This is a genomic window from Streptomyces rhizosphaerihabitans (assembly GCF_025399795.1).
Taxonomy (GTDB): Bacteria; Actinomycetota; Actinomycetes; order Streptomycetales; family Streptomycetaceae; genus Streptomyces; species Streptomyces rhizosphaerihabitans.
Genome location: NZ_JAODTZ010000044.1, coordinates 57,929 through 81,013, shown reverse-complemented (window position 1 = coordinate 81,013; position 23,085 = coordinate 57,929). Strand labels below are relative to the sequence as shown.

Sequence of the window (23,085 nt, the reverse complement as noted above, 5' to 3'; positions counted from 1 at the left end):
GGCTCCTCGATCACGGAGCCTTACGGACGGTCCACCGACACGGGGGCCTGACGGATCAACAGCGACTTCGAGGTGCGCACCTTGGCTTTCCAGATGCCGGACCGCGGCGGAGGCCCGACGGGGTCACGGATCAGAGTGGGCCGGCCGTCCCGGCGTGTCCGGACCCTGCTCATGACACTGGGCGTGCTGGCCGTGCTGGCCATGGCCTTCGTCATGTTCGCGGGGTTCTGGACGGACTGGCTCTGGTACCGCTCGGTTCACTACTCGTCGGTCTTCACCACCACACTGTGGACCAAGATCGGGCTCTTCTTCGTCTTCGGTCTGCTGATGGCGGCCGCGGTGGGCTTCAACATCTGGCTGGCGCACCGGTTGCGGCCGCCGCTCAGCGCCATGTCGATGGAGCAGCAGAACCTCGACCGGTACCGCATGGGCATCGCGCCCTACAAGCGGTGGCTGCTGCTCGCGATCACCTCCCTGGTGGGGCTGATCGCCGGCGCGTCCGCCTCGGGCCAGTGGCGCACGTGGCTGATGTGGGTGAACGGAGTGCCCTTCCACCAGAAGGACCCCCAGTTCCACCTCGACGTCTCGTTCTACGCCTTCGACCTGCCCTGGTACCGCTTCCTGCTCGGCTTCGGCTTCGCCGCCGCCGTGCTCTCGCTGATCGCCGCCGCGCTCACGCACTACCTGTACGGCGGTCTGCGGATCACCAGTCCGGGAGCGCGTGCCACGGCCGCGGCGACAGGGCACCTCTCGGTGCTCCTCGGCGTCTTCGTCGCCCTGAAGGCGGTCGCCTACTGGCTCGACCGGTACGGGCTCGCGGTGAAGTCCAGTGACTTCAAGGCGACCGGCAACTGGACGGGCCTGAGGTACGTCGACGCGAACGCCTATCTGCCCGCCAAGACGATCCTGTTCTGCATCGCCGTCATCTGCGCGCTGCTCTTCTTCGCGACCCTGTGGCGGCGCACCTGGCAGCTGCCCGTCATCGGCTTCGGCCTGATGGTGCTCTCCGCGATCCTCATCGGCGGCCTGTACCCGGCGATCGTCCAGAAGTTCCAGGTCGAGCCCAACGAGCAGGCCAAGGAAGCGCCGTACGTCGAGAAGAACCTCAAGGCGACCCGTGAGGCGTACGGGATCGCCGGCACCGATGTGCAGGACTACCCGGGGTCGAGCGACACCAAGGACAAGTCCAAGCTCCGTGACGACGCCGACACCATCGCGAGCATCCGGCTGATGGACCCGAACATCGTGTCGCCGACCTTCCAGCAGCTCCAGCAGGTGCGGAACTACTACGGCTTCCCGTCGAACCTGGACGTCGACCGGTACAGCAAGAACGGCAAGGAACAGGACACGGTCCTCGGGCTCCGCGAGCTGAACCTCGCGGGCATCCCGAAGAACAACTGGATCAACGACCACTTCCGGTACACGCACGGATACGGCGTCGTCGCGGCCAAGGGCACCACGGCCGACAGCGAGGGCCGCCCGGTCTTCACCGAGTACAACCTGCCGTCCAAGGGCGACCTGGGCTCGTACCAGCAGCAGATCTACTACGGCGAGAAGACCACCCAGTACTCGATCGTCGGCGGTCCCCAGAAGGAGATCGACTACTCCGACGACAGCGGTGAGAAGACCACCAGTTACCAGGGCAAGAGCGGGATCAGCCTCGCCAGCCCGGTCAACCGGGCCGCGTACGCGGTGGCGTTCGGCGAGCCGCAGATCATGTACTCGGGCGCGATCGGCGAGGGTTCGCGGATTCTCTACAACCGCACGCCCAAGGAGCGGGTCGAGGCGGTGGCCCCCTGGCTGACCATCGACGGTGACGCCTACCCGGCGGTCGTCGACGGGAAGATCCAGTGGATCGTCGACGCGTACACCACCACCAACGGCTATCCGTACGCGTCGCGCACCACGCTCGGCGACACCACGGCGGACTCGCTGACGGCGGCCAACAACCAGCGCGCGGTGGTGGCCCAGCAGAACCAGGTCAACTACATCCGCAACTCGGTGAAGGCGACCGTCGACGCGTACACCGGCGCGGTCAAGCTCTACCAGTGGGACACCGAGGACCCGGTCCTGAAGACCTGGATGAAGGCGTTCCCGGACACGGTGCAGTCGAAGAAGTCGATCTCGCCGGAGCTGATGGCCCATCTGCGGTATCCGCAGGACCTGTTCAAGGTCCAGCGCGAACTGCTCACCCGCTACCACGTGAAGGACGCCCAGACGTTCCTGAGCGGCAGCGAGGTGTGGCAGGTCCCGGACGACCCGACCAACAAGTCGGGCAGCGCGGTGCCGCCGTACTACCTGAGCATGAAGCTGCCCGGGGACACGTCGCAGGCGTTCTCGCTGACGACGACGATGACACCGAACGGCCGTGACAACCTGAGTGCCTTCGTCTCGGTCAACGCCGAGGCGGGGACGCCCGGTTACGGCAAGATCAGCGTCCTGAAACTGCCGACCGGCAGAACCGTCGACGGACCCAAGCGGGTGCAGAGCCAGTTCAACTCCGAGCCGTCCATCGCCGAGTCCATCAGGCTCCTCAGAGGCGGCGACTCGGAGGTCGAGTACGGCAACCTGCTGACCGTGCCGCTCGACGGCGGACTGCTCTACGTGGAACCGGTCTACGTCCGCGGCGGCGATCTCAAGTACCCGCTGCTGCGCAAGGTGTTGGTGACGTACGGAGGCAGCACCGCGTTCGAGGACACGCTGGGCCAGGCGCTCAACAAGGTCTTCGGGGCGGAGAGTTCGACCGTGCCGCCGGACCAGGGCACCACGAAGCCGCCCACGTCGGGCAACCCGACGGTCCAGGCCGCGCTCGACGACGCGCAGAAGGCCTTCGACCAGGGGCAGGAAGCCCTCAAGAAGGGCGACTGGAAGGCGTACGGCGAGGCGCAGAAGAACCTCGAGGACGCCCTGAAGCGGGCCGAGGACGCACAGGCCAAGGCGGACAAGGCAGGCGGCACCTCCGGCGCCGGCAAGACGGACGGCAAGGGCACCGACAAGAGCGGCGGTCCGAGCAGCAGTCCCAGCAGCAGTCCGAGCAGCGAAAAGAGCACCGGAAGCGGCTGATCAGGAGCCACCCCGCGCCGTGGTACGGTTGCAACACAACGGCGCGGGGTGGAGCAGCTCGGTAGCTCGCTGGGCTCATAACCCAGAGGTCGCAGGTTCAAATCCTGTCCCCGCTACTGAAGTCGAAGGCCCGGATCCAGTTCATGGATCCGGGCCTTCGACGTGTGTGGCGCCACGCCGAGGCCTGCCCGGTGACCTGGCGACTCGTGTGAAGTGCCGCGACATGCGAGGGCAGTTGGGCTGTCTGTGTTTGACTTGTCTCCGTGTGGGCATGTCGACAAAACGCTGAAGTGACCTAACTGGCTGCGGTATACCAGGTGTACCCAGTTTGCAGGTGGTGCGACGATGGACGTTATGGGGGACAAGGCAACTCTGTTGGATACAGGGCGGTTTGCGCAGCATGCCGACTTTGAGCAGCCTGCGGATCTCACGCAGCCTTCCGACCGGGACGAAACCGGCGAGGCTGCCGAGGAGGCGCGCCAGTGGTCGGCCGCCGAAGCCGGCGACGTCGAGGCGATGAGCGTCCTCGGAGCCATGCTGCTGCGCCGCGGTGATCTCGACGCGGCCGAGCCCCAGTTGCGCGCCGCCACCGCCGCCGGTGACCGCGCGGCCGCCAACAACCTGGGTGTCCTGCTGTACCAGCGCGGATACGCCGACGAAGCCGCCGGCTGGTGGAGGATCGCCGCCGTCGCGGGCAGCGCGGCCGCCGCGCACGCGCTCGGCCGGCACCACCGCGAGCGCGGTGACGAGCCTGCCGCCGAGTACTGGCTGCGCCAGTCCGCCGAGCAGGGCCACGCCCTGGGCGCGTACGCCCTCGCGGACCTGCTGGAGCATCGCAGCGACGTGGGTGCCGAACAGTGGATGCGGGCCGCCGCGGAGCGAGGGCACCGTGAGGCCGCGTACCGACTGGCGCGCACGCTTGACCGCAAGGCCCTGGACTCGGGCGAGGCCGTGGGCGACAACGGTGTCATCGGTGCCGCCGGGCAGGCTGCCGAGCAGTGGTACCGGCAGGCCGCCGCGCGCGGGCACCGCAGGGCCGCGCTGCACCTCGGGGCGATCCTGGAGAAGCGGGGCGATCTCAAGGAGGCCGGCCGCTGGTATCTGACGTCCGCCAAGGACGGGGAGGCGCGTGCCGCGTGCGCCCTGGGGTTCCTGCTGCGCGACGCGGGGGACCCCGAGAGCGCCGCCGTCTGGTGGCTGCGGGCCGCCCAGGACGGGGACGGGAACGCCGCCAACGCGCTGGGCGCGCTGCACGCCGAGCGTGGCGAGACGCAGACCGCCGAGCGGTGGTACCGAGCCGCGATGGACGCGGGCGATGTGAACGGCGCGTACAACCTCGGACTGCTCTGTGCCGAGCAGGGGCGGACCGCGCAGGCCGAGCAGTGGTACCGCAGGGCCGCGTACGCCGGTCACCGCGAGGCAGCCAACGCCCTGGCGATCCTGCTGCTCCAGGTCGGCGACGCGGCCGGAGCCGAGCCGTGGTTCTCCAAGGCCGCGGAGGCCGGGAGCGTGGACGCCGCGTTCAACCTCGGCATCCTGCACGCCGGACGCGCCACCGACAGTGATGACGCCGCCGCGCTGCGGTGGTACGAGCGGGCGGCCGCCGCCGGACACACGGAGGCGGCGCTTCAGGTCGGCATCGCGCGGCTGCGGGAGGGTGACGAGCCGACTGCCGAGCGGCATCTGCGGTGCGCCGCGGGAGGGGGCAGTGCCGAGGCCGCCTACCGGCTCGCCGCCGTGCTCGACGCCCGGCGGCCACCCGCGCCCGCGCACGAACTCGGGGAGCCCGCGCAGGAGAAGAGCGAGTGCGAGGAGTGGTACGAGCGGGCGGCGTCCCAGGGGCACCGGCGTGCGCAGGTGCGGGTCGGGATGCTGGCCGCGGCACGGGGCGACGTGGTGGAGGCGGCCCGCTGGTACCGCGAGGCCGCCGAGGCCGGGTCGCGCAACGGCGCGTTCAATCTCGGGCTGCTGCTGGCACGCGAGGGGAGCGAGCCGGAGGCGGCGCTGTGGTGGACCCGCGCGGCGGACGCGGGGCACGGGCGGGCGGCACTTCGGCTGGCGCTCGTGTACGCGCGGCGCGGGGAGCTGGCGGAGGGGCAGCGGTGGGCCGACCGGGCCGTGTCGCTGGGACCGGCGGAGGTCTCCGAACGGGCGGCGCGGCTGCGGGACGCTTTGCGGGAGGAGCTGTCCGCGTGAGCGGCGGCCCGGGTGGTGGGACCCGGCTTGGACCCTCCCTGCCTCGGGCTGGGTGCGCCGGGGTCTGCCTCGGTCCGGGCGGGCAGGGGTTCCGTCCTGACCCGGGGAACGGCACTGGTACGGGGGTCGGAGGGCTGCCGTCGGAGCGCTCGAACAAGGGATTTGCGCTGGCCACGGAGTTGACGTACTGTTCAGTTCATCGACGCGGGGTGGAGCAGCTCGGTAGCTCGCTGGGCTCATAACCCAGAGGTCGCAGGTTCAAATCCTGTCCCCGCTACTGAAGGCCGAGGGCCGGAATCCGAAAGGGTTCCGGCCCTCGGTCGTTTCCGGAACCCGGCGCGAAAACGCTGCTGCGAACGGCGAACGGCGAACGGCGAATAGCGAATAGCGGGCAGTGGTGAGCGGCGGTCAGCCGTAGGCGGCAAGTGGTGAGTGGTTGGCTGCGGACCGGCTGGAGTGTGGAGTGGGAAAGCCCCGGCGCGCGTCGCGTGCCGGGGCTTTCGTGTGCGTGCTGCTACGCCTGTACGGCCGCGCAGTTCGGGCAGACGCCCCGGTACGTCACCTCGACGTCCGAGACCGTGAAGCCGAAGCGCTCCGAGTCGGGGAGGTCGGTGAGCGGGTTGCCGAGCGGGTGGACGTCGCGGATCGCGCCGCACCGGGCGCAGACCAGGTGGTGGTGCGGACGGTGCGCGTTCGGGTCGTACCGCTTGGCGCGCTTGTCCGTGGCGACTTCCAGCACCTCGCCGAGCGAGACCAGCTCACCCAGCGTGTTGTAGACGGTCGCCCGGGAGATCTCGGGAAGCTTGGCCACGGCCCGGGCGTGCACCTCGTCGGCCGTCAGATGGACGTGGTCGCCGTCGAGGACCTCGGCTACGACACGTCGCTGCGCGGTCATCCGCCATCCACGTCCGCGCAGTCGTTCCAGCAGGTCACTCATACAGGTCAGCGTAACAGTAGGTGGACCAGATCCCGAACAGGTGTGACTTTAGAAGTCAACTTGACTTAGACAATATCTATAGCGGGCTCGGGTTCGGTATTGGCCACGCGGCTGGACCGGTACCCCCGGGGCGACCCCGGGGATACCGGCCCGCTCGTGTGCTCAGGCCGGTACGTGCTGCCGGGCGGGCGCCCAGCACCGGATGATGTCGCGGACCGAGACGATGCCGACCGGGCCGTTGCCGTCGAGCACGATCAGATGCCGGAAGCCGCCGTGCGACATCGCGGACGCGGCCTCCTCCAAGGTCCAGGTGGGCGCCGCGAAGACGACGTCGGTGGTGGTGTGGGTTCCTGCGGTCTCCGAGTCCGGGTTCTGGCCGAGGGCGAGGGAGTTGAGGATGTCGCGCTCGGTGAGGATGCCGAGGCCGGAGGAGTCCTCGTCGAGGACCACCGCCGCGCCGACGTGGCGCGCGGACATCAGACGGGCCGCCTGCCGGAGGGTGTGTGCCGGGCCGATGGTGAGGACCACCGTGCTCATGGCGTCGCTGACGAGCATGGGCTGGAGCCACCTCCTTGGTGAGCCGCGGGCTCCTCGGCTCCTTGGCGGAGCGCAAAGAGAAGCGGTTCACAAGTTCACAAGTGGGGGAGCTCTCAGGGTCGCAGTTAAAGGGAGGGTCAACAAGGGGGCGTGTGCCGTGAGTTAGGGGGCGCCCGGGGTTGCTCAGCAGCCCCGGGCCGACCGGGGCTGCTCGGGAAGCGCGCTCAGTAACGCTGGTTGAGGTAGCCCAGCATCTCGTCGTGGAGGAGGCCGTTCGACGCGGCCGCGTTGCCGCTGTGCGGGCCGGGGCGCCCGTCGAGGCCGGTGAAGGAGCCGCCCGCCTCGGTCACGACGATCGCGTTCGCCGCCATGTCCCAGAGCGACAGCTCGGGTTCGGCGCAGATGTCCACCGAGCCCTCGGCGACCATCATGTACGGCCAGAAGTCGCCGTAACCGCGGGTGCGCCAGACCGCTTTCGTGAGGTCGAGGAAACCGTCGAGGCGGCCCTGGTCCTCCCAGCCGGTCAGCGACGAGTACGCGAAGGACGCGTCGGCCATCCGGGAGACGCTGGAGACCCGCAGGCGGGTCGCGGAGGACAGGCTGCGGCCGCTGAAGGCCCCGTGGCCCTTCGCCGCCCACCAGCGGCGGCCCAGCGCGGGGGCGGAGACGACGCCGACGACCGGCTGGTAGCCGCCCTCGCCCATCTCCATCAGGGAGATCAGGGTGGCCCAGACGGGGACACCGCGGACGTAGTTCTTGGTGCCGTCGATCGGGTCGATGACCCAGCGGCGCGGGCCCGTGCCCTCGATGCCGTACTCCTCGCCGAGGATCGCGTCGCGCGGCCTGGCCCGCTGGAGGTGACCGCGGATGAGTTCTTCGGCGGCCTTGTCCGCCTCGCTCACCGGTGTCATGTCCGGCTTGGTCTCGACCTTCAGGTCGAGCGCCTTGAACCGGTCCATCGTCGCGGCGTCGGCGGCGTCCGCCAGGACATGGGCGAGGCGCAGGTCATCGCGATAGTCGGGCATGGGTGAACCGTATCTGCCCGTGTCGGGACGGGGCTACACAGGACGGGGGATCATCGCGCCGCCCGGCCGGCACCGCACCGGCCCCGGCGGGCAGGCGGCGTTCGGCGGGTGTCGCGCCCGATCGCCCTGGTCGACGTGCGGCACCCGGTCGGTACCGTTCCGGAACGTCCCGGCGGACGAGTGGCGTTCGGAGGGGCCGCGCCCGATCCGTCCCTGCGGGCGGGGAAGTTCCCGGTGGGTGTCGAGTCCCAGCGTTTCCAGCGGTCTTGAGGTGCCCGGCGGGTGTCGCTCCCGAGGGCCCCGGCGGCTGGTGGTGCCCGGCCCGTGCCGCTCTCGGTCGTCCTCGGCGCCGAGCCGGTGCCGCACCGGCCCACCGCACCGGCCCTGTTCGCCGGAGGCGGCCGGTGCGGTGCGGGGCGCCTCCGACGGGGGCGCTTGTGGGGGCTCGTGTCCGGCCTCGGACGCGTGCGGCTTCGGACGTGCGCCCTCGGGGTCGCCGCGACCCCTTGACAGTGCTTCCGCACGCGTCAAATCTGGCTGCAGAGCCGCCGCTCGCCCCAGGGAGGCGATGATGCCCGCAGCGCGAGAATCCCTCTTGGACGCCGCCTATACGGCACTCGCGCGCCGGGCGTGGTCCGCTGTGCGGATGGTCGATGTGGCCGCCGTTGCCGGGGTGTCACGCCAGACGCTCTACAACGAGTTCGGGAGCAAGGAAGGACTCGCGCGTGCCCTCGTACGGCGGGAGGCCGATGCCTATCTCGCCGGGATAGAGCGGGCCCTGGCCACTCACACGGACGCGCGGGAGCGGTTGGCCGCGGCCGCCGAGTGGACCGCCTCGGCGGCGCGCAACAACGCGCTGGTGCGGGCGATGCTGACCGGATGCTGGAGCGAGAGGCTGCCCTCGCCCGCGCTGTCCGCCGTGCCCTCGTCGTCCGCGGTGCCCGCGCAGCGGCGCGCGGACGGACCGCTGCCCTCGCCCGCCGACTTCGTGGCGCTGGTCCGCGACCGCGCGGTCGCCGCGCTCGCCCTGTCCAGGGCGGACACCCCCGAGGTCACCCGGGCGTGCGAACTGGTGGTCAGGCTCGCGCTGTCGTGGGTCGTGGCGCCGCCCGCCCGGGGTGGAGTCACGGAGCTGGTCAGGACCGCGCTGGCACCGTCACACCGGCTCGGGGTCTGAAGGGGGGAGGGCCCGGTGCGCGCTCCGGCAGGCAGGGGGCGCGCAGTCAGTGGGCCGAGGGCGCGTAGTCCGTGGGGCCAGGGCCCGTGCCGAGTGCGCGCGCCGAGTGGCCCCCGGGCGCGTCCTCAGTGCGCCGACCCCGACAGCTGGAGCCCGATGACGCCGATGATGACCAGGGAGATCGAGACGATCTTGAGGATGGAGACCAGGTCGTCGAGGAAGATCATGCCGTAGATGGTGGTGCCCGCCGCGCCGATGCCGGTCCACACCGCGTAGGCCGGACCGACGTCGAGCTTCTTCAGGGAGAGGGTCAGCAGGCCGAAGCTGCCGAGGGCGAAGACGCAGAAGGCCACGGTGGGCCAGAGTCTGGTGAAGCCGTGCGAGAGCTTCAGGCAGACGGCGAAGCCGGTTTCGAGCAGTCCCGCCACAACGACCAGCAGCCACGCCATGTCTTGTCCTCCCACATCCGCACGTCGACTGCTTCGGCCGGCCCGGATCCGGGTCGGTGCGATTATGCATTCACCGACCCGGAGAAGCCCTTACCGACGGCGGGCGCACGCAAACACGGGACGTCAGTCGCCCTCGCGGCGCTCGCGTGTGGCCAGCAGCCGGCGCAGCGAGTACAGCCGCTGCGGGTCCGCGTGGCCGTCGGCCACCCACTGGTCGAGCGCGCAGTCCGGTTCGTCGTGGCTGCACGCGCGGGGGCAGCCCTCGGTGCCGGGTTGGAGATCGGGGAAGGCGTTGATGACCCGGGACGGATCGACGTGGTTCAGGCCGAAGGAACGGACGCCCGGGGTGTCGACGAGCCAGCCTCCGGCGCTGCCGGCCAGCGGCAGGGCCAGCGCCGAGGTGGTCGTGTGCCGGCCGCGGCCCGTGACCGCGTTGACGTGGCCGGTGGTCCGGCGCTGCTCGGGCGGCACCAGCGCGTTCACCAGGGTCGTCTTTCCGACGCCCGAGTGACCGACGAACGCCGTGATCCTGCCGTCCAGTTGTTCGCGCACCCGGTCGGCGACGGCCTCGCTGCGCAGCTCCTCGCGGCTGGTCACCACGTACGGGATGTCCAACGCGCCGTACAGCTCCAGGAACTTGTCCGGCGGGGCCAGGTCCGACTTGGTGAGCACGAGGAGCGGGGTCAGACCGCCGTCGAAGGCCGCCACCAGACAGCGGTCGATCAGGCGGGGGCGCGGCTCGGGGTCGGCGAGGGCGGTGACGATGGCGAGCTGGTCGGCGTTGGCGACGACCACGCGCTCGTACGGATCGTCGTCGTCGGCCGTGCGGCGCAGCACGGAACCGCGCGGCTCGATGCGGACGATGCGGGCGAGGGTGTCCTTCTCGCCGGACAGATCGCCGACGATGGCGACCCGGTCGCCGACGACGGCGGCTTTGCGGCCCAGTTCGCGGGCCTTCATCGCCATCACGACGCGGTCCTCGACGAGGCAGGTCAGCCGGCCGCGGTCGACCGTGAGGACCATGCCCGAGACGGCTTCCTCGTGCTTGGGGCGGATGTTCGTACGCGGACGGTTGCCCTTGCGGTTCGGGCGCTGGCGGATGTCGTCCTCGTCGGTGTTCTTGCCGTAACGGCGCATGATCCAGGTCCGCCCGTCAGTTCCCGAGCATTCCGGTCCACAGGTCGGGGAAGTCGGGCAGTGTCTTCGCCGTCGTCGCCACGTTCTCGATCTGGACGCCCTCCACCGCCAGCCCGAGGATCGCGCCGGCCGTCGCCATGCGATGGTCGTCGTACGTGTGGAAGACGCCGCCGTGCAGTCGGCGCGGCCGGATGTGCAGGCCGTCGGCGGTCTCGGTGACATCGCCGCCGAGTTCGTTGATCTCCTTGGTGAGCGCGGCCAGCCGGTCCGTCTCGTGCAGCCGCAGATGGGCCACACCCCGGAGCGTGGAGGGAGAGTCGGCGAGCGCCGCGACCGCCGCGATGCCGGGGGTCAGCTCACCGACCTCGCCCAGGTCCACATCGATACCGTGAATGGCACCCGAACCGGTGAACTCAAGGCCGCCCTCGGTCAGTTCGCAGGAGCCACCCATCTCGGTGAAGATCTCCCGCAGCCGGTCACCGGGCTGGGTGGTGTGCGCCGGCCAGTCGGGGACGACGACCGTGCCGCCGGTCACCAGAGCCGCCGCCAGGAACGGCTGGGCGTTCGACAGGTCCGGCTCGATGATCAGGTCGCGGCCGAGCAGCGCGCCCGGCGTCACCCGCCAGACGTTGGGTTCGCCGCCCGACTCCGGGGTGTCCACCTGGGCGCCGACCGCGCGCAGCATGTCCACGGTCATCCGGATGTGCGGCATGGACGGCAGCGTCGAGCCGGTGTGCCGGACCTCGACGCCCTGGTTGAAGCGCGGGCCGGAGAGCAGCAGGGCGGACACGAACTGGGAGGACGACGACGCGTCGATCTCCACCGGGCCGCCGTCCAGGGCGCCGCCGCCGTGCACGGTCAGCGGCAGCGCGCCGCGGGCGTCGTCGTCGATCCGGGCGCCGAGCAGCCGCAGCGCGTCGATCACCCCGTGCAGCGGACGCTCGTACGACCGCGGGTCGCCGTCGAAACGGATGGGGCCGTCCGCGAGCGCGGCGACCGGGGGAAGGAAGCGCATCACGGTGCCCGCGTTGCCGACGTCGACCGTGGCCGGGCCGCGCAGGCCCGAGGGGATGACCCGCCAGGCCTCGCCGGAGGCGTCCGGGCCCGCCGCGACCGTCGAGCTGGAGGCGACCGTCTCCTCGATGCCCACGCCCATCGCGCGGAGCGCGCCGGCCATCAGCAGGGTGTCGCGGGAACGCAGCGGGCGGCGCAGCCAGCCCGGCTCGGAGGCCAGCGCGGCCAGGACGAGAGCGCGGTTGGTGACCGACTTGGAACCCGGCACGTGAACCGTCGCGTCGACGGCTCCGCTTGCGTGCGGGGCTGGCCAGAGGGCGGTGTGGGCGGGGTTCACGGTCATGCGCCCCACTTTAGTGGCAGGGCGCCGGGCGGCCGCGGGTCCGTCACCGCCGGTGGCGTCCGCACGGGGAGCCGGGCACGGCATCCTCCGGAGACCCGGCGAAGGATCGCGACGCAGTTCAGGGCCCTTCGGGCAGCAGCCCGCGGTTCACAGTCCGAGCAGCCAGCGCCCGCCGCCCATCAGCGAGCACAGCGACACGGCATGGAAGAGGAACAGCCACAGTCCGGCCGGTACGTGCGTCAGCCGCGACAGCTGGTCCGCGTCCGAGTCGCCCGCGCCGCCCCGTATCCGCTTTGCCTGGAGTTCGAACGCCGGGCGGACACCGCCGAGGAGCAGGAACCACACCACGGCGTACGCGAACGCGGCCTGGACCTGGGGTCCGGCGAGCCAGGACACCAGCAGGAAGGTGCCGCCGGTGAGGATCACGGTGAGCGCGCCGTACGCGTTGCGGATCATCACCAGCATGGCTATCAGCAGGGCCGTGGCCGCCCACAGCAGCAGGGTGATGTGGCCCGCGCCGAGCAGCGCGGCGCCGCCGAGGCCGAGCAGCGGGGGAGCGGTGTAGCCCGCCGCCGCCGTGAGGATCATGCCGAGGCCGGTCGGCTTGCCGCGGCTGACCGTGAGACCGCTGGTGTCGGAGTGCAGCCGGATGCCGCTGAGGCTGCGCCCGGTGAGCAGCGCGATCAGGCCGTGGCCGCCCTCGTGGGCGATGGTGATGGCGTTGCGGGAGAGGCGCCAGATCCCGTGCGGGACGATCACCGCGAGGGCCGCGACCATGGTGGCGATCACCACCCACAGGTCGGGATCCGGCTGAGTGCCGAAGACCTGGTCCCAGAGGGAGGTGAGCGAGGCCAGCGAGGAGGATGCGGTGCTGTCCATTGTCGGCGGTGACTCCCTTTTGCGACGCGGAATCTGGCAGTGTTGCACGTATGTGCGGACGGTATGCAGCCAGTCGTGGACCCGAGGATCTCGCAGGAATCTTTGAGATCGAGAGGAGGGATCCCGAGGAGGCCCTGGCGCCCGACTACAACGTGGCCCCGACCAAGGAGGTCTACGTCGTGCTCGACCGCCCTGTGAAGGACGCGGACAGCCCGAGGCCGGTTCGTCAGCTGCGCAGACTCAAGTGGGGACTCGTCCCTTCCTGGGCGAAGACGCCCGAGGGCGCCGCCCGGATGATCAACGCACGCGCGGAGACGGTGCACGAGAAGCCCTCGTACCGCCGCGCCTTCGCCGCCCGGCGCTGCATCGTCCCCGCCGACGGCTACTACGAGTGGGTCACCGGAACGGCCGAACGCGATCTGGAGGTCGAGGGCAAGAAGAAGCGGCCGCGCAAGCAGCCGTACTTCGTGACGCCCGCGGACGGCTCGGTCTTCGCGATGGCGGGACTGTACGAGTTCTGGCGGGACCGGACGCTGCCGGACGAGCATCCGCTGGCCTGGTGGGCGACCTGCTCGGTCATCACGACCGAGGCGGAGACGGCACCGCTCGCGGTGACCCCCGCCGAGGGCCCGCACGCGCTGGCCGACATCCACCCCCGAATGCCCCTGATGCTCACCCCCGACCGCTGGGACAGCTGGCTCGACCCGTCCCGCACGGACCCGGACGAACTCCGCGACCTGCTCGCGCCGCCGCCCACCGGACTGATGCGCGCGTACCCCGTCTCCACCGCGGTCAGCAACGTCCGCAACAACGGACCGGAGCTGCTGAAGCAGCTGGAGGGGCCCGAGGAGGGCACACTTTTCTGACGTGACCGAGATCAGCAGTGCGAGCGAGACCATCGAGACCGACGCCGGTACGGCCCGTGTCACCTGGCACCGGGCGGCGAAGGCGCGGCTCGTCCTCGCCGTGAGCCATGGCGCGGGCGGCGGTATCGAGGCCCGGGACCTCCGGGCGCTCGCCGAGGTGCTGCCCGCTCACGGGGTGAGCGTCGCGCTCGTCGAACAGCCCTGGCGGGTCGCCGGTAAGAAGGTCGCCCCGGCGCCGAAGACGCTGGACGTGGGCTGGCGGGGGGTGTGGCCGGTGCTGGCGAAGCCCGGACTGCCCGTCGTCTCCGGCGGCCGCAGCGCCGGCGCCCGGGTCGCGTGCCGGACCGCGACCGAGCTGGGGGCCGCCGCCGTCCTCGCGCTGAGCTTTCCGCTGCACCCTCCGGGCAAGCCCGAGAAGTCCCGCGCCGCCGAGCTGCTCGGCGCCGGGGTGCCCGCCCTCGTCGTCCAGGGCGGCAACGACCCGTTCGGCAAACCGGAGGAGTTCCCGGCGGGCTCGTACGAGCTGGTCGAAGTGCCCTACGGAGATCACGGCTTCGCCGTGCCGAAGCGGGCCCCGCTCGGTCAGGAGGAGGCGCTGAAGGCCGTCACGGACGGCGTCCTACGGTGGGCCGCGTCACTCGGGTGACAGCCGGGAATGCAGAGTGACGGACTTCTGTTGTGCCGAGCAGACAGCACGCAGCGTGCTGCACCGTTCGTACGAGAGGAAGTCCGCCGCATGGGTTCGACCTTCTGCCCGAGCCGCAGCAGCCGCGCTGACCTGGACTGGACGGTGCTGCACGCGGGCAAGAACGCCCCGATTCGGGCGGCGGGCGGACAAGATGTACAACCCTCCCCGACCGAAGGTCGTCTATCCTCCGATTCCAGTGGGACCGGTCTCGGTCTCGCTACGTCGCTGGAGGAGGTGGGTCCGGTCACTGGGACCGACGCAGGGACCGAAAACGGCCAGGCGGAGCAGCCCGAGGGCCGGGGCACGAGCGATGCGACGGCGGAAACGTCCGCCGAGCGCACCGCGCGCTTCGAGCGGGACGCGCTCGAATTCCTCGACCAGATGTACTCGGCCGCCCTGCGCATGACGCGCAACCCGGCCGACGCCGAGGACCTGGTGCAGGAGACGTACGCCAAGGCGTACGCGTCCTTCCATCAGTTCCGCGAGGGCACCAACCTCAAGGCGTGGCTGTACCGCATTCTCACCAACACCTTCATCAACTCGTACCGCAAGAAGCAGCGCGAACCCCAGCGCAGTGCGGCCGAGGAGATCGAGGACTGGCAGCTGGCGCGTGCCGAGTCGCACATGTCGACAGGGCTGCGCTCCGCCGAGTCGCAGGCGCTCGACCACCTGCCTGATTCGGACGTCAAGGAAGCGCTGCAGGCGATCCCCGAGGAATTCCGCATCGCCGTCTATCTCGCGGACGTAGAGGGCTTTGCGTACAAGGAGATCGCGGACATCATGGGGACACCCATCGGTACGGTGATGTCCCGGCTGCACCGGGGTCGTCGCCAACTGCGCGGCATGCTGGAGGACTACGCCCGTGACCGCGGGCTGGTTCCCGCCGGCGCTGGAGAGTCGAACGAAGCGAAAGGCTCGGGCTCATGAGCTGCGGAGAGCCGCACGAGACGGATTGCAGTGAGGTACTCGATCATCTGTACGAGTTCCTCGACCGTGAGATGCCGGACGCGGACTGCACCAAGTTCGAGGTCCACTTCGAAGAGTGCTCCCCGTGCCTGGAGAAGTACGGCCTCGAACAGGCCGTCAAGAAGCTGGTCAAGCGCTGCTGCGGCCATGACGACGTGCCCACCGATCTGCGGGCCAAGGTCATGGGCCGCATCGATCTGATCCGCTCCGGTCAGGCCGTGCCCGAGCACGACGTGACCGCGACGGCACAGGAGTCCTGACCCCCGGCCGACCCCCGGCCCTCCGGCGCGAGGGCCGGTCTCCGTCTCAGGCGAAGACTCTCCGTTTATCACCCGAACGTGCTAATCCGCGGGCCCGGAGCCCGCGGATTCGCTCATACCCGTCCCCGCCCCCTTCCTCCCGCCCTAGGCTCCGAGCCTGAGATCAGGGGAGGTACGGGGGAGGTACGAGGAGATGGGTTCGGTTCCGGCGTGGGCCCGTGCGTACATGGCCTGTGTCGTTCTCCTGGCTGTCGCCTGCCTCGCCCCCCTGCCGCACCTCCGCGTCTCCTGGGGAATCGTCGCGCTGCTCGCCGTGCTGTACGCGGGCTGCGAGCGCGTCACGCTGCCGCCCCGGCCGCGCGGTGCCGGTGCGCCCGGCGGCGAGACCACCCAGCAGGGGATGGGCACCTTCCTCCCCGTACTGCTGGCCGGGGCTTTTCTGCTGCCGCCGGCCGCCGCCGCTCTCGTCGCGCTCCCCGGTGCGCTGCTCGCCCGGGTCGAACAGCGCCCGCGCGGCCCGCGCCGGATCTGGCGCGCGGCCCAGCTCGCCGTCGCCGTCTGGGCGGCCTCCCGGATCTACGGAGCGCTCGGCGGCCGGGATGCGCTGGTCACGCCCGACTTCCCCTATGCGCTGGTGCCCGCCGGGGCTGCGGTGCTCACCTTCTGCGCCGTGCTCACCGTCCTCGACGGCGGGATCCTGGTGCTGGCCGAGCGCGCGCCGGTGCGCGGTGCCTGGCGCGGCCTCTTCGCGCGGTCACTGGCGCCCGTCGCCGTGCACGGCCTCGCCGGACTGATGATGGCGGTGCTGTGGCGCAGCCCGTACGGGCCCGTCGCCGCGCTGCTCGTCCTGCTGCCGATGTACGTGTCCTGCTGGGTCTTCGCCCAGTACCACCGCGAACGGGCCGCCCACCAGGCCACCATCCGCGCCCTCGTCCAGGCCGTCGACATCAAGGACGGCTACACCCGCGGGCACAGCGAGCGGGTCGGCCGGGCGTCCGTGCTGATCGCCCGTGAGCTGGGCATGCGCGACGAGCGCGTCGAGGTGCTCCGGTTCGCCGGAATCCTGCACGACGTCGGCAAGCTCGGTGTCCCCACGCGGCTGCTGCGCAAGGACGGACCGCTGACCCCCGAGGAGCGGCGGATCATCGAACTGCATCCCGAGTACGGGCACGAGATGGTCCGCGGAATCGGGTTCCTCGGAGAGGCCCGCTCGGCGATCCTGCACCACCACGAGCGACTGGACGGGAGCGGATACCCGTACGGTCTGACCGGCTCGCAGATCCCGGAGTTCGCCCGGGTGGTGGCCGTCGCCGACGCGTTCGACGCCATGACGTCGACCCGGTCCTACCGCAGGGCCCGCCCGGTGCCGGCGGCACTGGAGGAGCTGGCGCGGTGCGCCGGGAAGCAGTTCGACCCCCGGATGGTGGGGGCGCTGGTGCGGGCACTCGACCGGCACGGCTGGCATCCCGCGGTGACCGCGGACCTGGCTCCGGCCGACGTATCCGGCACGCCGCCTGCGCGTCCGTCCGACACCGTCGGGCGGAGCGCGCCGTGAGCACCGCCGCCCCGCGGCGCGGAGTCCTCGCCCGTTCCGCCCGTCTCCCGTCGGCCGGGAGAGCCCCGACCACGCTCACCGCGGTGCGCGTGGTCGCCCTGCTCCTCGCGGCCCTCGCCCTCGGCGCCACCCTCTGGAACGGAATCGACGAACGTGGCACCGCGCTGGCCTTCGGCGTTCTCATCGCGGTCGGCGAGCTCGCCCGGTGGAGCGGGGCCGAGGAGCGGGAGTCCGCGCCCCTCGGGGCCGCCGGAGCCCTCGCGTACGCACTGCTCGGCGAGAACGCCGGGCACCGCACCGACCACGGCGTCCTCCAGGTCGTCGCCGTCGTCGTGGCGGCCGCGCTGATCGGCTGCGTCCCGCACGTGGCACAGGGACACGGGCCGACGCTCGACCACCTCGCCCGCCGCGTCCTCACCGTCGCCTTCGCCGCCGTCTGCTTCCAACCCCTGTACGACCAGGGCAGGTTGCTGGAGTGGGGCGGCCCCGCCCAGGCCCTCCTGCTCGTCGCGCTGCTGGTCCTCACCACCCTGTGCGACGCCGTGCTCGCGGCGGCGACGGCCCACGCGCGGACCCGATGGCCGTTCGGGCCGCTGCTGCGCGACGAACTGCGGGCCACTCTCGGAATCGGTTCGGCCGTGTGCGCGACCGGGGCCGTCATGTCGCTCGCGGTCGCGGTGGTCGGACTGTGGGCGCTGCCCGTCTTCTCGCTGCCGCTGCTCCTCACCCAGCTGTCCTTCGGGCGGTACGCGGCCGTGCGGGTCACCTACCGGCAGACGATCGCCTCACTCGCGCGTGCGACCGAGATCGCCGGGTACACACCGGCCGGGCACGCCCGGCGGGTGGCCGCCCTCAGCCGGGCCGTCGGCCGTGAGCTGGGCCTTTCCGAGCCCGACCTCACGGTCCTGGAGTACGCGGCGCTGATGCACGACATCGGTCAGCTCAGCCTGGTCGACCCCGTACCGGCCGGCGCCACCGCCGCGCTCCCGGCGGACGAGCAGCGGCGGATCGCACTGCTCGGCGGCGCCGTCGTCCGGCAGACCGGGGTGGACGCCGAGGTCGCCGTCGTGGTGGAGCGGCAGGCGGACCCCTACCGGGACCAGCCGGTGACCGCGCGCATCGTCCGGACCGTGAACGCATACGAGGAGATGGCCCGGGAAGCAGGGCCCACGGGGCCGCTGACCGCCCTGGAGAAGCTGCGGCTGGGCACTGCCCGCGACTATCAGCCTCAGGTCGTGGAGTCGCTGGCCCGGGTCCTGTCCCGACCCGGTCTGACCTTGCCGTGGGCTGGGTAACCCATGGGTAATGAGCGGCCGTCCGAAGGTACGTGGTTGGATGCGAGGAAGAGGGTGTCAGGGGGGCACGGGCCAGCCCGGGGCTGCACTGCCTTCAAGGGACTCTTCAAAGGACCGGCAGGCGGGAAACGCAAGGAACTGGCAGGCGGGAATCGTGAGGATCTTCGGCAAGGGACGACACCGGCCCTCCGCCTCATGGCGGCAGGCCACCGACCGTGCGTTCACGCTGATCGGCGACGGCCGGTACGAGGACGCGGGAGCGCTGCTGACGCGGGCCGCGGACCTGGAGCCCTGGCTGTCCGAGTCCTGGTTCAACCTGGCCCTGCTGCACAAGTTCCGGCACGACTGGGAGCAGGCGCGGGCGGCGGGTCTGCGGGCCGTCGCACTGCTCGACCGGGAGACCGGCGCACCCGACTGGTGGAACGTGGGGATCGCGGCCACCGCCCTGCAGGACTGGCCGCTGGCCCGCCGTTCCTGGCAGGCGTACGGGCTGCGGGTGCCAGGCGGCGCCGCAGTCGCCGGTGAGCCGGTGGGCATGGAGCTCGGAAGCGCGGCCGTCCGGCTGTCGCCCGAGGGTGAGGCCGAAGTGGTGTGGGGGCGCAGGCTGGACCCCGCCCGGGTCGAGGTGCTGTCGATCCCGCTGCCGTCCTCCGGACGGCGCTGGGGCGAGGTCGTGCTGCACGACGGCGTTCCGCACGGTGAGCGGACCACGGCGGCGGGGCACGCGTACCCGGTCTTCGACGAGATCGAGCTGTGGGCTCCCTCGCCGGTGCCCACCTGGGTCGTCCTTCTGGAGGCGGCCACCGAGGACGACCGGAACGCACTGGAGCAGCTCGCCGCCGACGCCGGCTTCGCCGCGGAGGACTGGTCGTCCTCCGTACGACTGCTGTGCCGGATGTGCTCCGAGTCCCGGATGCCGTCCGACGAGGGCGACGAGGAACACCTCGATCCGCACGACCACAGTGAGCCGGGGCACCCGGGCCCGCTCGGCCACCGCACCGACGGACAGCTGTGGGTGCCCGAGCGGGAGTGCGGGCTCGCGGCGCCCGCCTCGCTGGTGCGCGGCCTGCTCGACGGCTGGGTCGCGGACAGTCCGGACTCCCGTGACTGGCGGGATCTGGAAGAGGTCTGCTGAGCGCCCCTTTAGGCTGTAGTCGCAGAAATTACCAAGGTCTGAGGAAGGCGTACGTCGTCATGGCGCAGCAGGACACCGATCAGCAGCACGCGGGCGTGCTCCCCGTGGACGACGACGGCTTCGTCATCGACACCGAGGACGGCGAGGAGCGCGAGGCGGCCTACCGCGAGCGCGGCACCTCGCGGCCGATCACGGTGGTCGGGAACCCGGTGCTGCACAAGGAGTGCAAGGACGTCACCGACTTCGGGGACGAGCTGGACCAGCTGGTCGCCGACATGTTCGCGAGCCAGCGCACCGCCGAGGGCGTGGGCCTGGCCGCCAACCAGATCGGCGTCGACCTGAAGGTCTTCGTCTACGACTGCCAGGACGACCAGGGCGACCGGCACGTCGGTGTGGTCTGCAACCCGAAGCCGGTCGACCTGCCCGCCGACCGGCGCCAGCTGGACGAGAGCAACGAGGGCTGCCTCTCCGTGCCGACCGCGTACGCGCCGCTCGCCCGCCCCGACTACGCCGAGGTCACCGGGCAGGACGAGAAGGGCAACCCGATCAGGGTGCGCGGTACGGGTTACTTCGCCCGCTGCCTCCAGCACGAGACGGACCACCTGTACGGGTACCTGTACATCGACCGGCTCTCCAAGCGCGACCGCAAGGACGCGCTGCGGCAGATGGCCGAGAACGAGCCCCGCTACGCGATCGTGGCGAACGGCTGAGCCACCGCTTCGCCGGGCGCCCCGCACGCCTGTGACATAAATTGACCGGCGTGACGCGCGGTCTCTCGTGGGTCCACTCGAACGGTGCCTGGGCAGGTGATCCTCCTGACCAGGCACCGTTCGCACGTACGTCATATGTTCGATCCCTTGTGCTCCTCGGGTGATCCAGATTCAGTCACACAAGGGGATATTCTCGGCATGGTCGGGTAGTCAGTGGGCCAAATCCGTTCCCAGAACGGTCAGTTGTGGTGCTGAATGGGAAGTGCGGGGATACGCAACGGCGCGCGCCCGGCACAGGTGGAGGGGTGTGACGTCAACAGGCGGCTGAGAGGGGTTTGTTCGTGCATGCTTTCTCATACGGCTCTTCATCGACAGCGCTCGCGGTACCACCGGCGCTCTCTCTCCCGGTGATCGAGTCCGAGTTTCCCCGTCAACTGCACCCGTATTGGCCGAGGCTTCAGGAGAACACCAGGACCTGGCTCCTCGAAAAACGACTGATGTCCGCGGACAAGGTCGAGGAGTATGCCGACGGCCTGTGCTACACGGACCTCATGGCGGGCTACTACATAGGTGCCCCCGACGAGGTCATGCAGGCGATAGCGGACTACAGCGCGTGGTTCTTCGTCTGGGACGACCGCCATGACCGCGATGTCATCCACGGCCGGGCGGACGCCTGGCGAAGGCTCAGGTTCCGGCTCCATGCGGCCCTCGACGCCCCCAGGGACCACCTGCACCACCAGGATCCCCTGGTCGCGGGGTTCGCGGACAGCATGGTGCGGTTGTACTCGTTCCTCGGCGAGAACTGGAACAAGCGGTTCGCGCTCCACTTCCACGCGGTGATCGAAGCGTACGACCGAGAGTTCAGGAACCGCACCTCCGGCACCGTTCCCACGGTCGCGGAATACCTTGAACTCCGCCGGCTCACCTTCGCTCACTGGATCTGGACCGACCTTCTGGAATCGAGCGCGGGCCATGAACTGCCCGCCGCAGTGCGACTGCATCCCGCATTTTACCGGGCGGCGCTGCTCAGTCAGGAATTCGCCGCCTGGTACAACGACCTCTGCTCGCTGCCCAAGGAAATCGCGGGCGACGAGCTCCACAATCTCGGAATCAGTCTCATTCACCATGAAGGACTGACGCTCGAAGAAGCCGTCACCGAAGTGAGGCGGCGGGTCGAGGAATGCGTCGAACAATTCCTCGTCGCCGAGAAGGATGTATTACGGCTCGCCGAATTACTCGCCGACGGCGGCACTGTCCGGGGCAAAGAGACGAGCGCCGCCGTAAGGGCGTGCCTCGGGAACATGCGGAACTGGTTCAGCTCCGTGTACTGGTTCCACCACGAGTCGGGCCGGTACATGGTCGACAGCTGGGACGACCGCTCCACACCCCCGTACGTCAACAATGAAGCGGCAGGTGAGAAATGACCGTCGAGTCGGTACGACCCGAGGTGTCCGAGGCGCGGGAGCTGCCCGTCCCGCCCCTCGCCGGAGGCGGGGTGCCCGTTCTCGGGCACGGCTGGAAACTGGTCCGCGACCCGCTGGGCTTCCTCGCCCAGCTGCGCGACCACGGCGATGTCGTCCGGCTCAGGATGGGCCCCAAGACGGTGTACGCCGTCACCACCCCCGCGCTCACCGGGGCGCTGGCGCTCAGCCCCGACTACGAGATCGGCGGCCCCCTGTGGGAGTCGCTCGAAGGGCTGCTGGGCAAGCAGGGTGTCGCCACGGCCAACGGGCCGCTGCACCGGCGCCAGCGGCGGACCATCCAGCCCGCGTTCCGGGCCGACATCATCCCCGAGTACGGCCCGATCATGGAGGAGGAGTCGCGGGCGTTCACGGCGCGCTGGGAGCGGGGCGCGGTCGTCGACTGCACATCCGAATCGTTCCGCGTCGCCGTCCGTGTCGCCGCCCGCTGTCTGCTGCGCGGCCGGTTCATGGACGAGCGCGCCGAGCGGCTGAGCCTCGCGCTCGCCACCGTGTTCCGCGGCATGTACCGGCGCATGGTCATACCCGCGGGGCCTCTCTACAGGCTCCCGCTTCCCTCGATACGGGCATTCGACCGCGCATTGGCCGATTTGCATGCGCTGGTCGACGAGATCATCGACGAGCGACGAGTATCTGGTCAAAAGCCGGACGATTTGCTGACGGCATTGCTGGAAGCGAAGAACGACGACGGCGACCCCATAGACGAACAGGAGATCCACGACCAGGTCGTCGCGATACTGACCCCCGGCAGCGAAACCATCGCATCCACGATCATGTGGTTGCTCCAAGTGCTGACGGAACATCCGGAACAGGCGGACAAAGTAGCCGCAGAGGTCCGGTCCGTCGCAGGAGACCGACCCGTCGGATTCGACGACGTCCGGAAGCTGTCGCACACGAACAATGTCGTCGTCGAGGCGATGCGTTTACGCCCCGCCGTATGGATATTGACGCGGCGCGCGGTGGCCGAAACCGAGCTGGGCGGCTATCGCATTCCGGCTGGAGCCGACATCGTCTACAGCCCGTACGCGATCCAGCGCGACCCCCGGTCGTACCGGGAGCACCTGGATTTCGATCCCGACCGCTGGCTTCCGGAACGCTCCAAGGACATCCCGAAGTACGCGATGCGCCCCTTCAGCGTGGGCAACCGCAAGTGCCCGAGTGACCACTTCTCGATGGCTCTGCTCTCCCTGATCACCGCGACCGTGGCGTCCCGTTGGCAATTCGAGCAGGTGTCCGGGTCCAACGACGCGACCCGCGTCGGCATCACTCTGAGGCCCCACGAGCTGCGGCTGAAGGCCCGTCCTCGCTAGGGCGGCCGCGCGGTCGGGCATCCGCCCGGCCGGTGTCCGGCCCGCACGTCCACGGCGCACGT

Annotated in this window: 20 protein-coding genes and 2 tRNA genes; 15 read left to right on the top strand and 7 right to left on the bottom strand. The window is 70.5% G+C overall.

Translation table 11 applies throughout. From position 1 onward, the window contains the following. Window positions 1-93 precede the first annotated feature (93 nt). From N4G66_RS33325 to N4G66_RS33310, 4 genes are all read left to right on the top strand, one after another. Entirely contained in the window at window positions 94-3,063 is a 2,970-nt protein-coding gene (locus tag N4G66_RS33325; RefSeq protein ID WP_261708016.1) for a UPF0182 family membrane protein, read from the top strand. A gap of 42 nt (window positions 3,064-3,105) precedes the next feature. Then, a tRNA-Met gene (locus N4G66_RS33320) sits at window positions 3,106-3,179 on the top strand. Between the two features lie 229 nt (window positions 3,180-3,408). Continuing rightward, window positions 3,409-5,259, top strand: coding sequence for a tetratricopeptide repeat protein (locus N4G66_RS33315; RefSeq protein WP_261708002.1), 1,851 nt, complete (start codon window positions 3,409-3,411; stop codon window positions 5,257-5,259). A gap of 203 nt (window positions 5,260-5,462) precedes the next feature. Next, window positions 5,463-5,536 (top strand) — tRNA-Met (locus N4G66_RS33310). A 237-nt stretch (window positions 5,537-5,773) separates the two neighbouring features. Here N4G66_RS33310 and N4G66_RS33305 read toward each other — a convergent pair. The 3 genes from N4G66_RS33305 to hisN all read right to left on the bottom strand — a co-directional run bounded on the left by N4G66_RS33305 (window position 5,774) and on the right by hisN (window position 7,758). Beyond that, window positions 5,774-6,196, bottom strand: coding sequence for a Fur family transcriptional regulator (locus N4G66_RS33305; protein ID WP_261708001.1), 423 nt, complete (start codon window positions 6,194-6,196; stop codon window positions 5,774-5,776). Between the two features lie 162 nt (window positions 6,197-6,358). Beyond that, window positions 6,359-6,751 carry a CBS domain-containing protein gene (locus N4G66_RS33300; protein WP_261708000.1) on the bottom strand — a complete coding sequence of 131 codons (393 nt, stop codon included), beginning with the start codon at window positions 6,749-6,751 and terminating at the stop codon, window positions 6,359-6,361. Between the two features lie 206 nt (window positions 6,752-6,957). Continuing rightward, entirely contained in the window at window positions 6,958-7,758 is an 801-nt protein-coding gene (gene hisN / locus N4G66_RS33295; RefSeq protein WP_261707999.1) for a histidinol-phosphatase, read from the bottom strand. A gap of 568 nt (window positions 7,759-8,326) precedes the next feature. Here hisN and N4G66_RS33290 point away from each other — a divergent pair. Then, window positions 8,327-8,935, top strand: coding sequence for a TetR/AcrR family transcriptional regulator (locus tag N4G66_RS33290; RefSeq protein WP_261707998.1), 609 nt, complete (start codon window positions 8,327-8,329; stop codon window positions 8,933-8,935). A gap of 125 nt (window positions 8,936-9,060) precedes the next feature. Here the strand turns inward: N4G66_RS33290 and N4G66_RS33285 are convergent, their stop codons facing one another. The 4 genes from N4G66_RS33285 to N4G66_RS33270 all read right to left on the bottom strand — a co-directional run bounded on the left by N4G66_RS33285 (window position 9,061) and on the right by N4G66_RS33270 (window position 12,757). Continuing rightward, on the bottom strand, window positions 9,061-9,384 hold the full coding sequence (locus N4G66_RS33285) for a DMT family transporter (RefSeq protein WP_261707997.1): 324 nt from the start codon (window positions 9,382-9,384) through the stop codon (window positions 9,061-9,063). Between the two features lie 123 nt (window positions 9,385-9,507). Then, window positions 9,508-10,521: a ribosome small subunit-dependent GTPase A gene (rsgA, locus tag N4G66_RS33280; RefSeq protein ID WP_261707996.1), complete on the bottom strand. Its 1,014-nt coding sequence runs from the start codon at window positions 10,519-10,521 to the stop codon at window positions 9,508-9,510. Between the two features lie 16 nt (window positions 10,522-10,537). Beyond that, a complete protein-coding gene (gene aroA, locus N4G66_RS33275; RefSeq protein WP_261707995.1) occupies window positions 10,538-11,878 on the bottom strand; it encodes a 3-phosphoshikimate 1-carboxyvinyltransferase in 1,341 nt (446 codons plus the stop codon). 147 nt (window positions 11,879-12,025) lie between these two features. Beyond that, window positions 12,026-12,757: a M50 family metallopeptidase gene (locus tag N4G66_RS33270; protein WP_261707994.1), complete on the bottom strand. Its 732-nt coding sequence runs from the start codon at window positions 12,755-12,757 to the stop codon at window positions 12,026-12,028. A gap of 50 nt (window positions 12,758-12,807) precedes the next feature. On the opposite strand from N4G66_RS33270, the gene N4G66_RS33265 reads away from it, so the two are divergent. The 10 genes from N4G66_RS33265 to N4G66_RS33220 all read left to right on the top strand — a co-directional run bounded on the left by N4G66_RS33265 (window position 12,808) and on the right by N4G66_RS33220 (window position 23,023). Further along, window positions 12,808-13,623, top strand: a complete 816-nt coding sequence (locus N4G66_RS33265) for an SOS response-associated peptidase (RefSeq protein WP_261707993.1) — start codon at window positions 12,808-12,810, stop codon at window positions 13,621-13,623. A 1-nt stretch (window position 13,624) separates the two neighbouring features. After that, the gene (locus tag N4G66_RS33260) at window positions 13,625-14,269 is read left to right on the top strand and encodes an alpha/beta hydrolase family protein (protein ID WP_261707992.1); all 645 of its coding nucleotides are present in this window, start codon (window positions 13,625-13,627) and stop codon (window positions 14,267-14,269) included. Between the two features lie 276 nt (window positions 14,270-14,545). Next, complete coding sequence (gene sigR, locus N4G66_RS33255; RefSeq protein WP_192582671.1) at window positions 14,546-15,238, top strand: RNA polymerase sigma factor SigR; 693 nt, start codon at window positions 14,546-14,548, stop codon at window positions 15,236-15,238. Next, on the top strand, window positions 15,235-15,537 hold the full coding sequence (rsrA, locus tag N4G66_RS33250; protein WP_261707991.1) for a mycothiol system anti-sigma-R factor: 303 nt from the start codon (window positions 15,235-15,237) through the stop codon (window positions 15,535-15,537). The genes sigR and rsrA overlap by 4 nt, the downstream gene beginning before the upstream one ends. A gap of 193 nt (window positions 15,538-15,730) precedes the next feature. Beyond that, window positions 15,731-17,092: an HD-GYP domain-containing protein gene (locus N4G66_RS33245; RefSeq protein ID WP_261707990.1), complete on the top strand. Its 1,362-nt coding sequence runs from the start codon at window positions 15,731-15,733 to the stop codon at window positions 17,090-17,092. Beyond that, a complete protein-coding gene (locus N4G66_RS33240) occupies window positions 17,089-18,387 on the top strand; it encodes an HD-GYP domain-containing protein (protein WP_391858930.1) in 1,299 nt (432 codons plus the stop codon). The genes N4G66_RS33245 and N4G66_RS33240 overlap by 4 nt, the downstream gene beginning before the upstream one ends. Window positions 18,388-18,541: 154 nt before the next feature. Continuing rightward, window positions 18,542-19,522 (top strand): tetratricopeptide repeat protein, encoded by a 981-nt coding sequence (locus N4G66_RS33235; RefSeq protein ID WP_261707989.1) that lies wholly within the window; start codon window positions 18,542-18,544, stop codon window positions 19,520-19,522. Between the two features lie 59 nt (window positions 19,523-19,581). After that, complete coding sequence (def, locus tag N4G66_RS33230; RefSeq protein WP_261707988.1) at window positions 19,582-20,232, top strand: peptide deformylase; 651 nt, start codon at window positions 19,582-19,584, stop codon at window positions 20,230-20,232. Window positions 20,233-20,573: 341 nt separating this feature from the next. Continuing rightward, window positions 20,574-21,656 carry an epi-isozizaene synthase gene (gene cyc1, locus N4G66_RS33225; RefSeq protein ID WP_261707987.1) on the top strand — a complete coding sequence of 361 codons (1,083 nt, stop codon included), beginning with the start codon at window positions 20,574-20,576 and terminating at the stop codon, window positions 21,654-21,656. Then, window positions 21,653-23,023, top strand: coding sequence for a bifunctional albaflavenone monooxygenase/terpene synthase (locus N4G66_RS33220; protein WP_261707986.1), 1,371 nt, complete (start codon window positions 21,653-21,655; stop codon window positions 23,021-23,023). Before cyc1 ends, N4G66_RS33220 begins: the two co-directional genes overlap by 4 nt. Window positions 23,024-23,085: the final 62 nt, after the last annotated feature.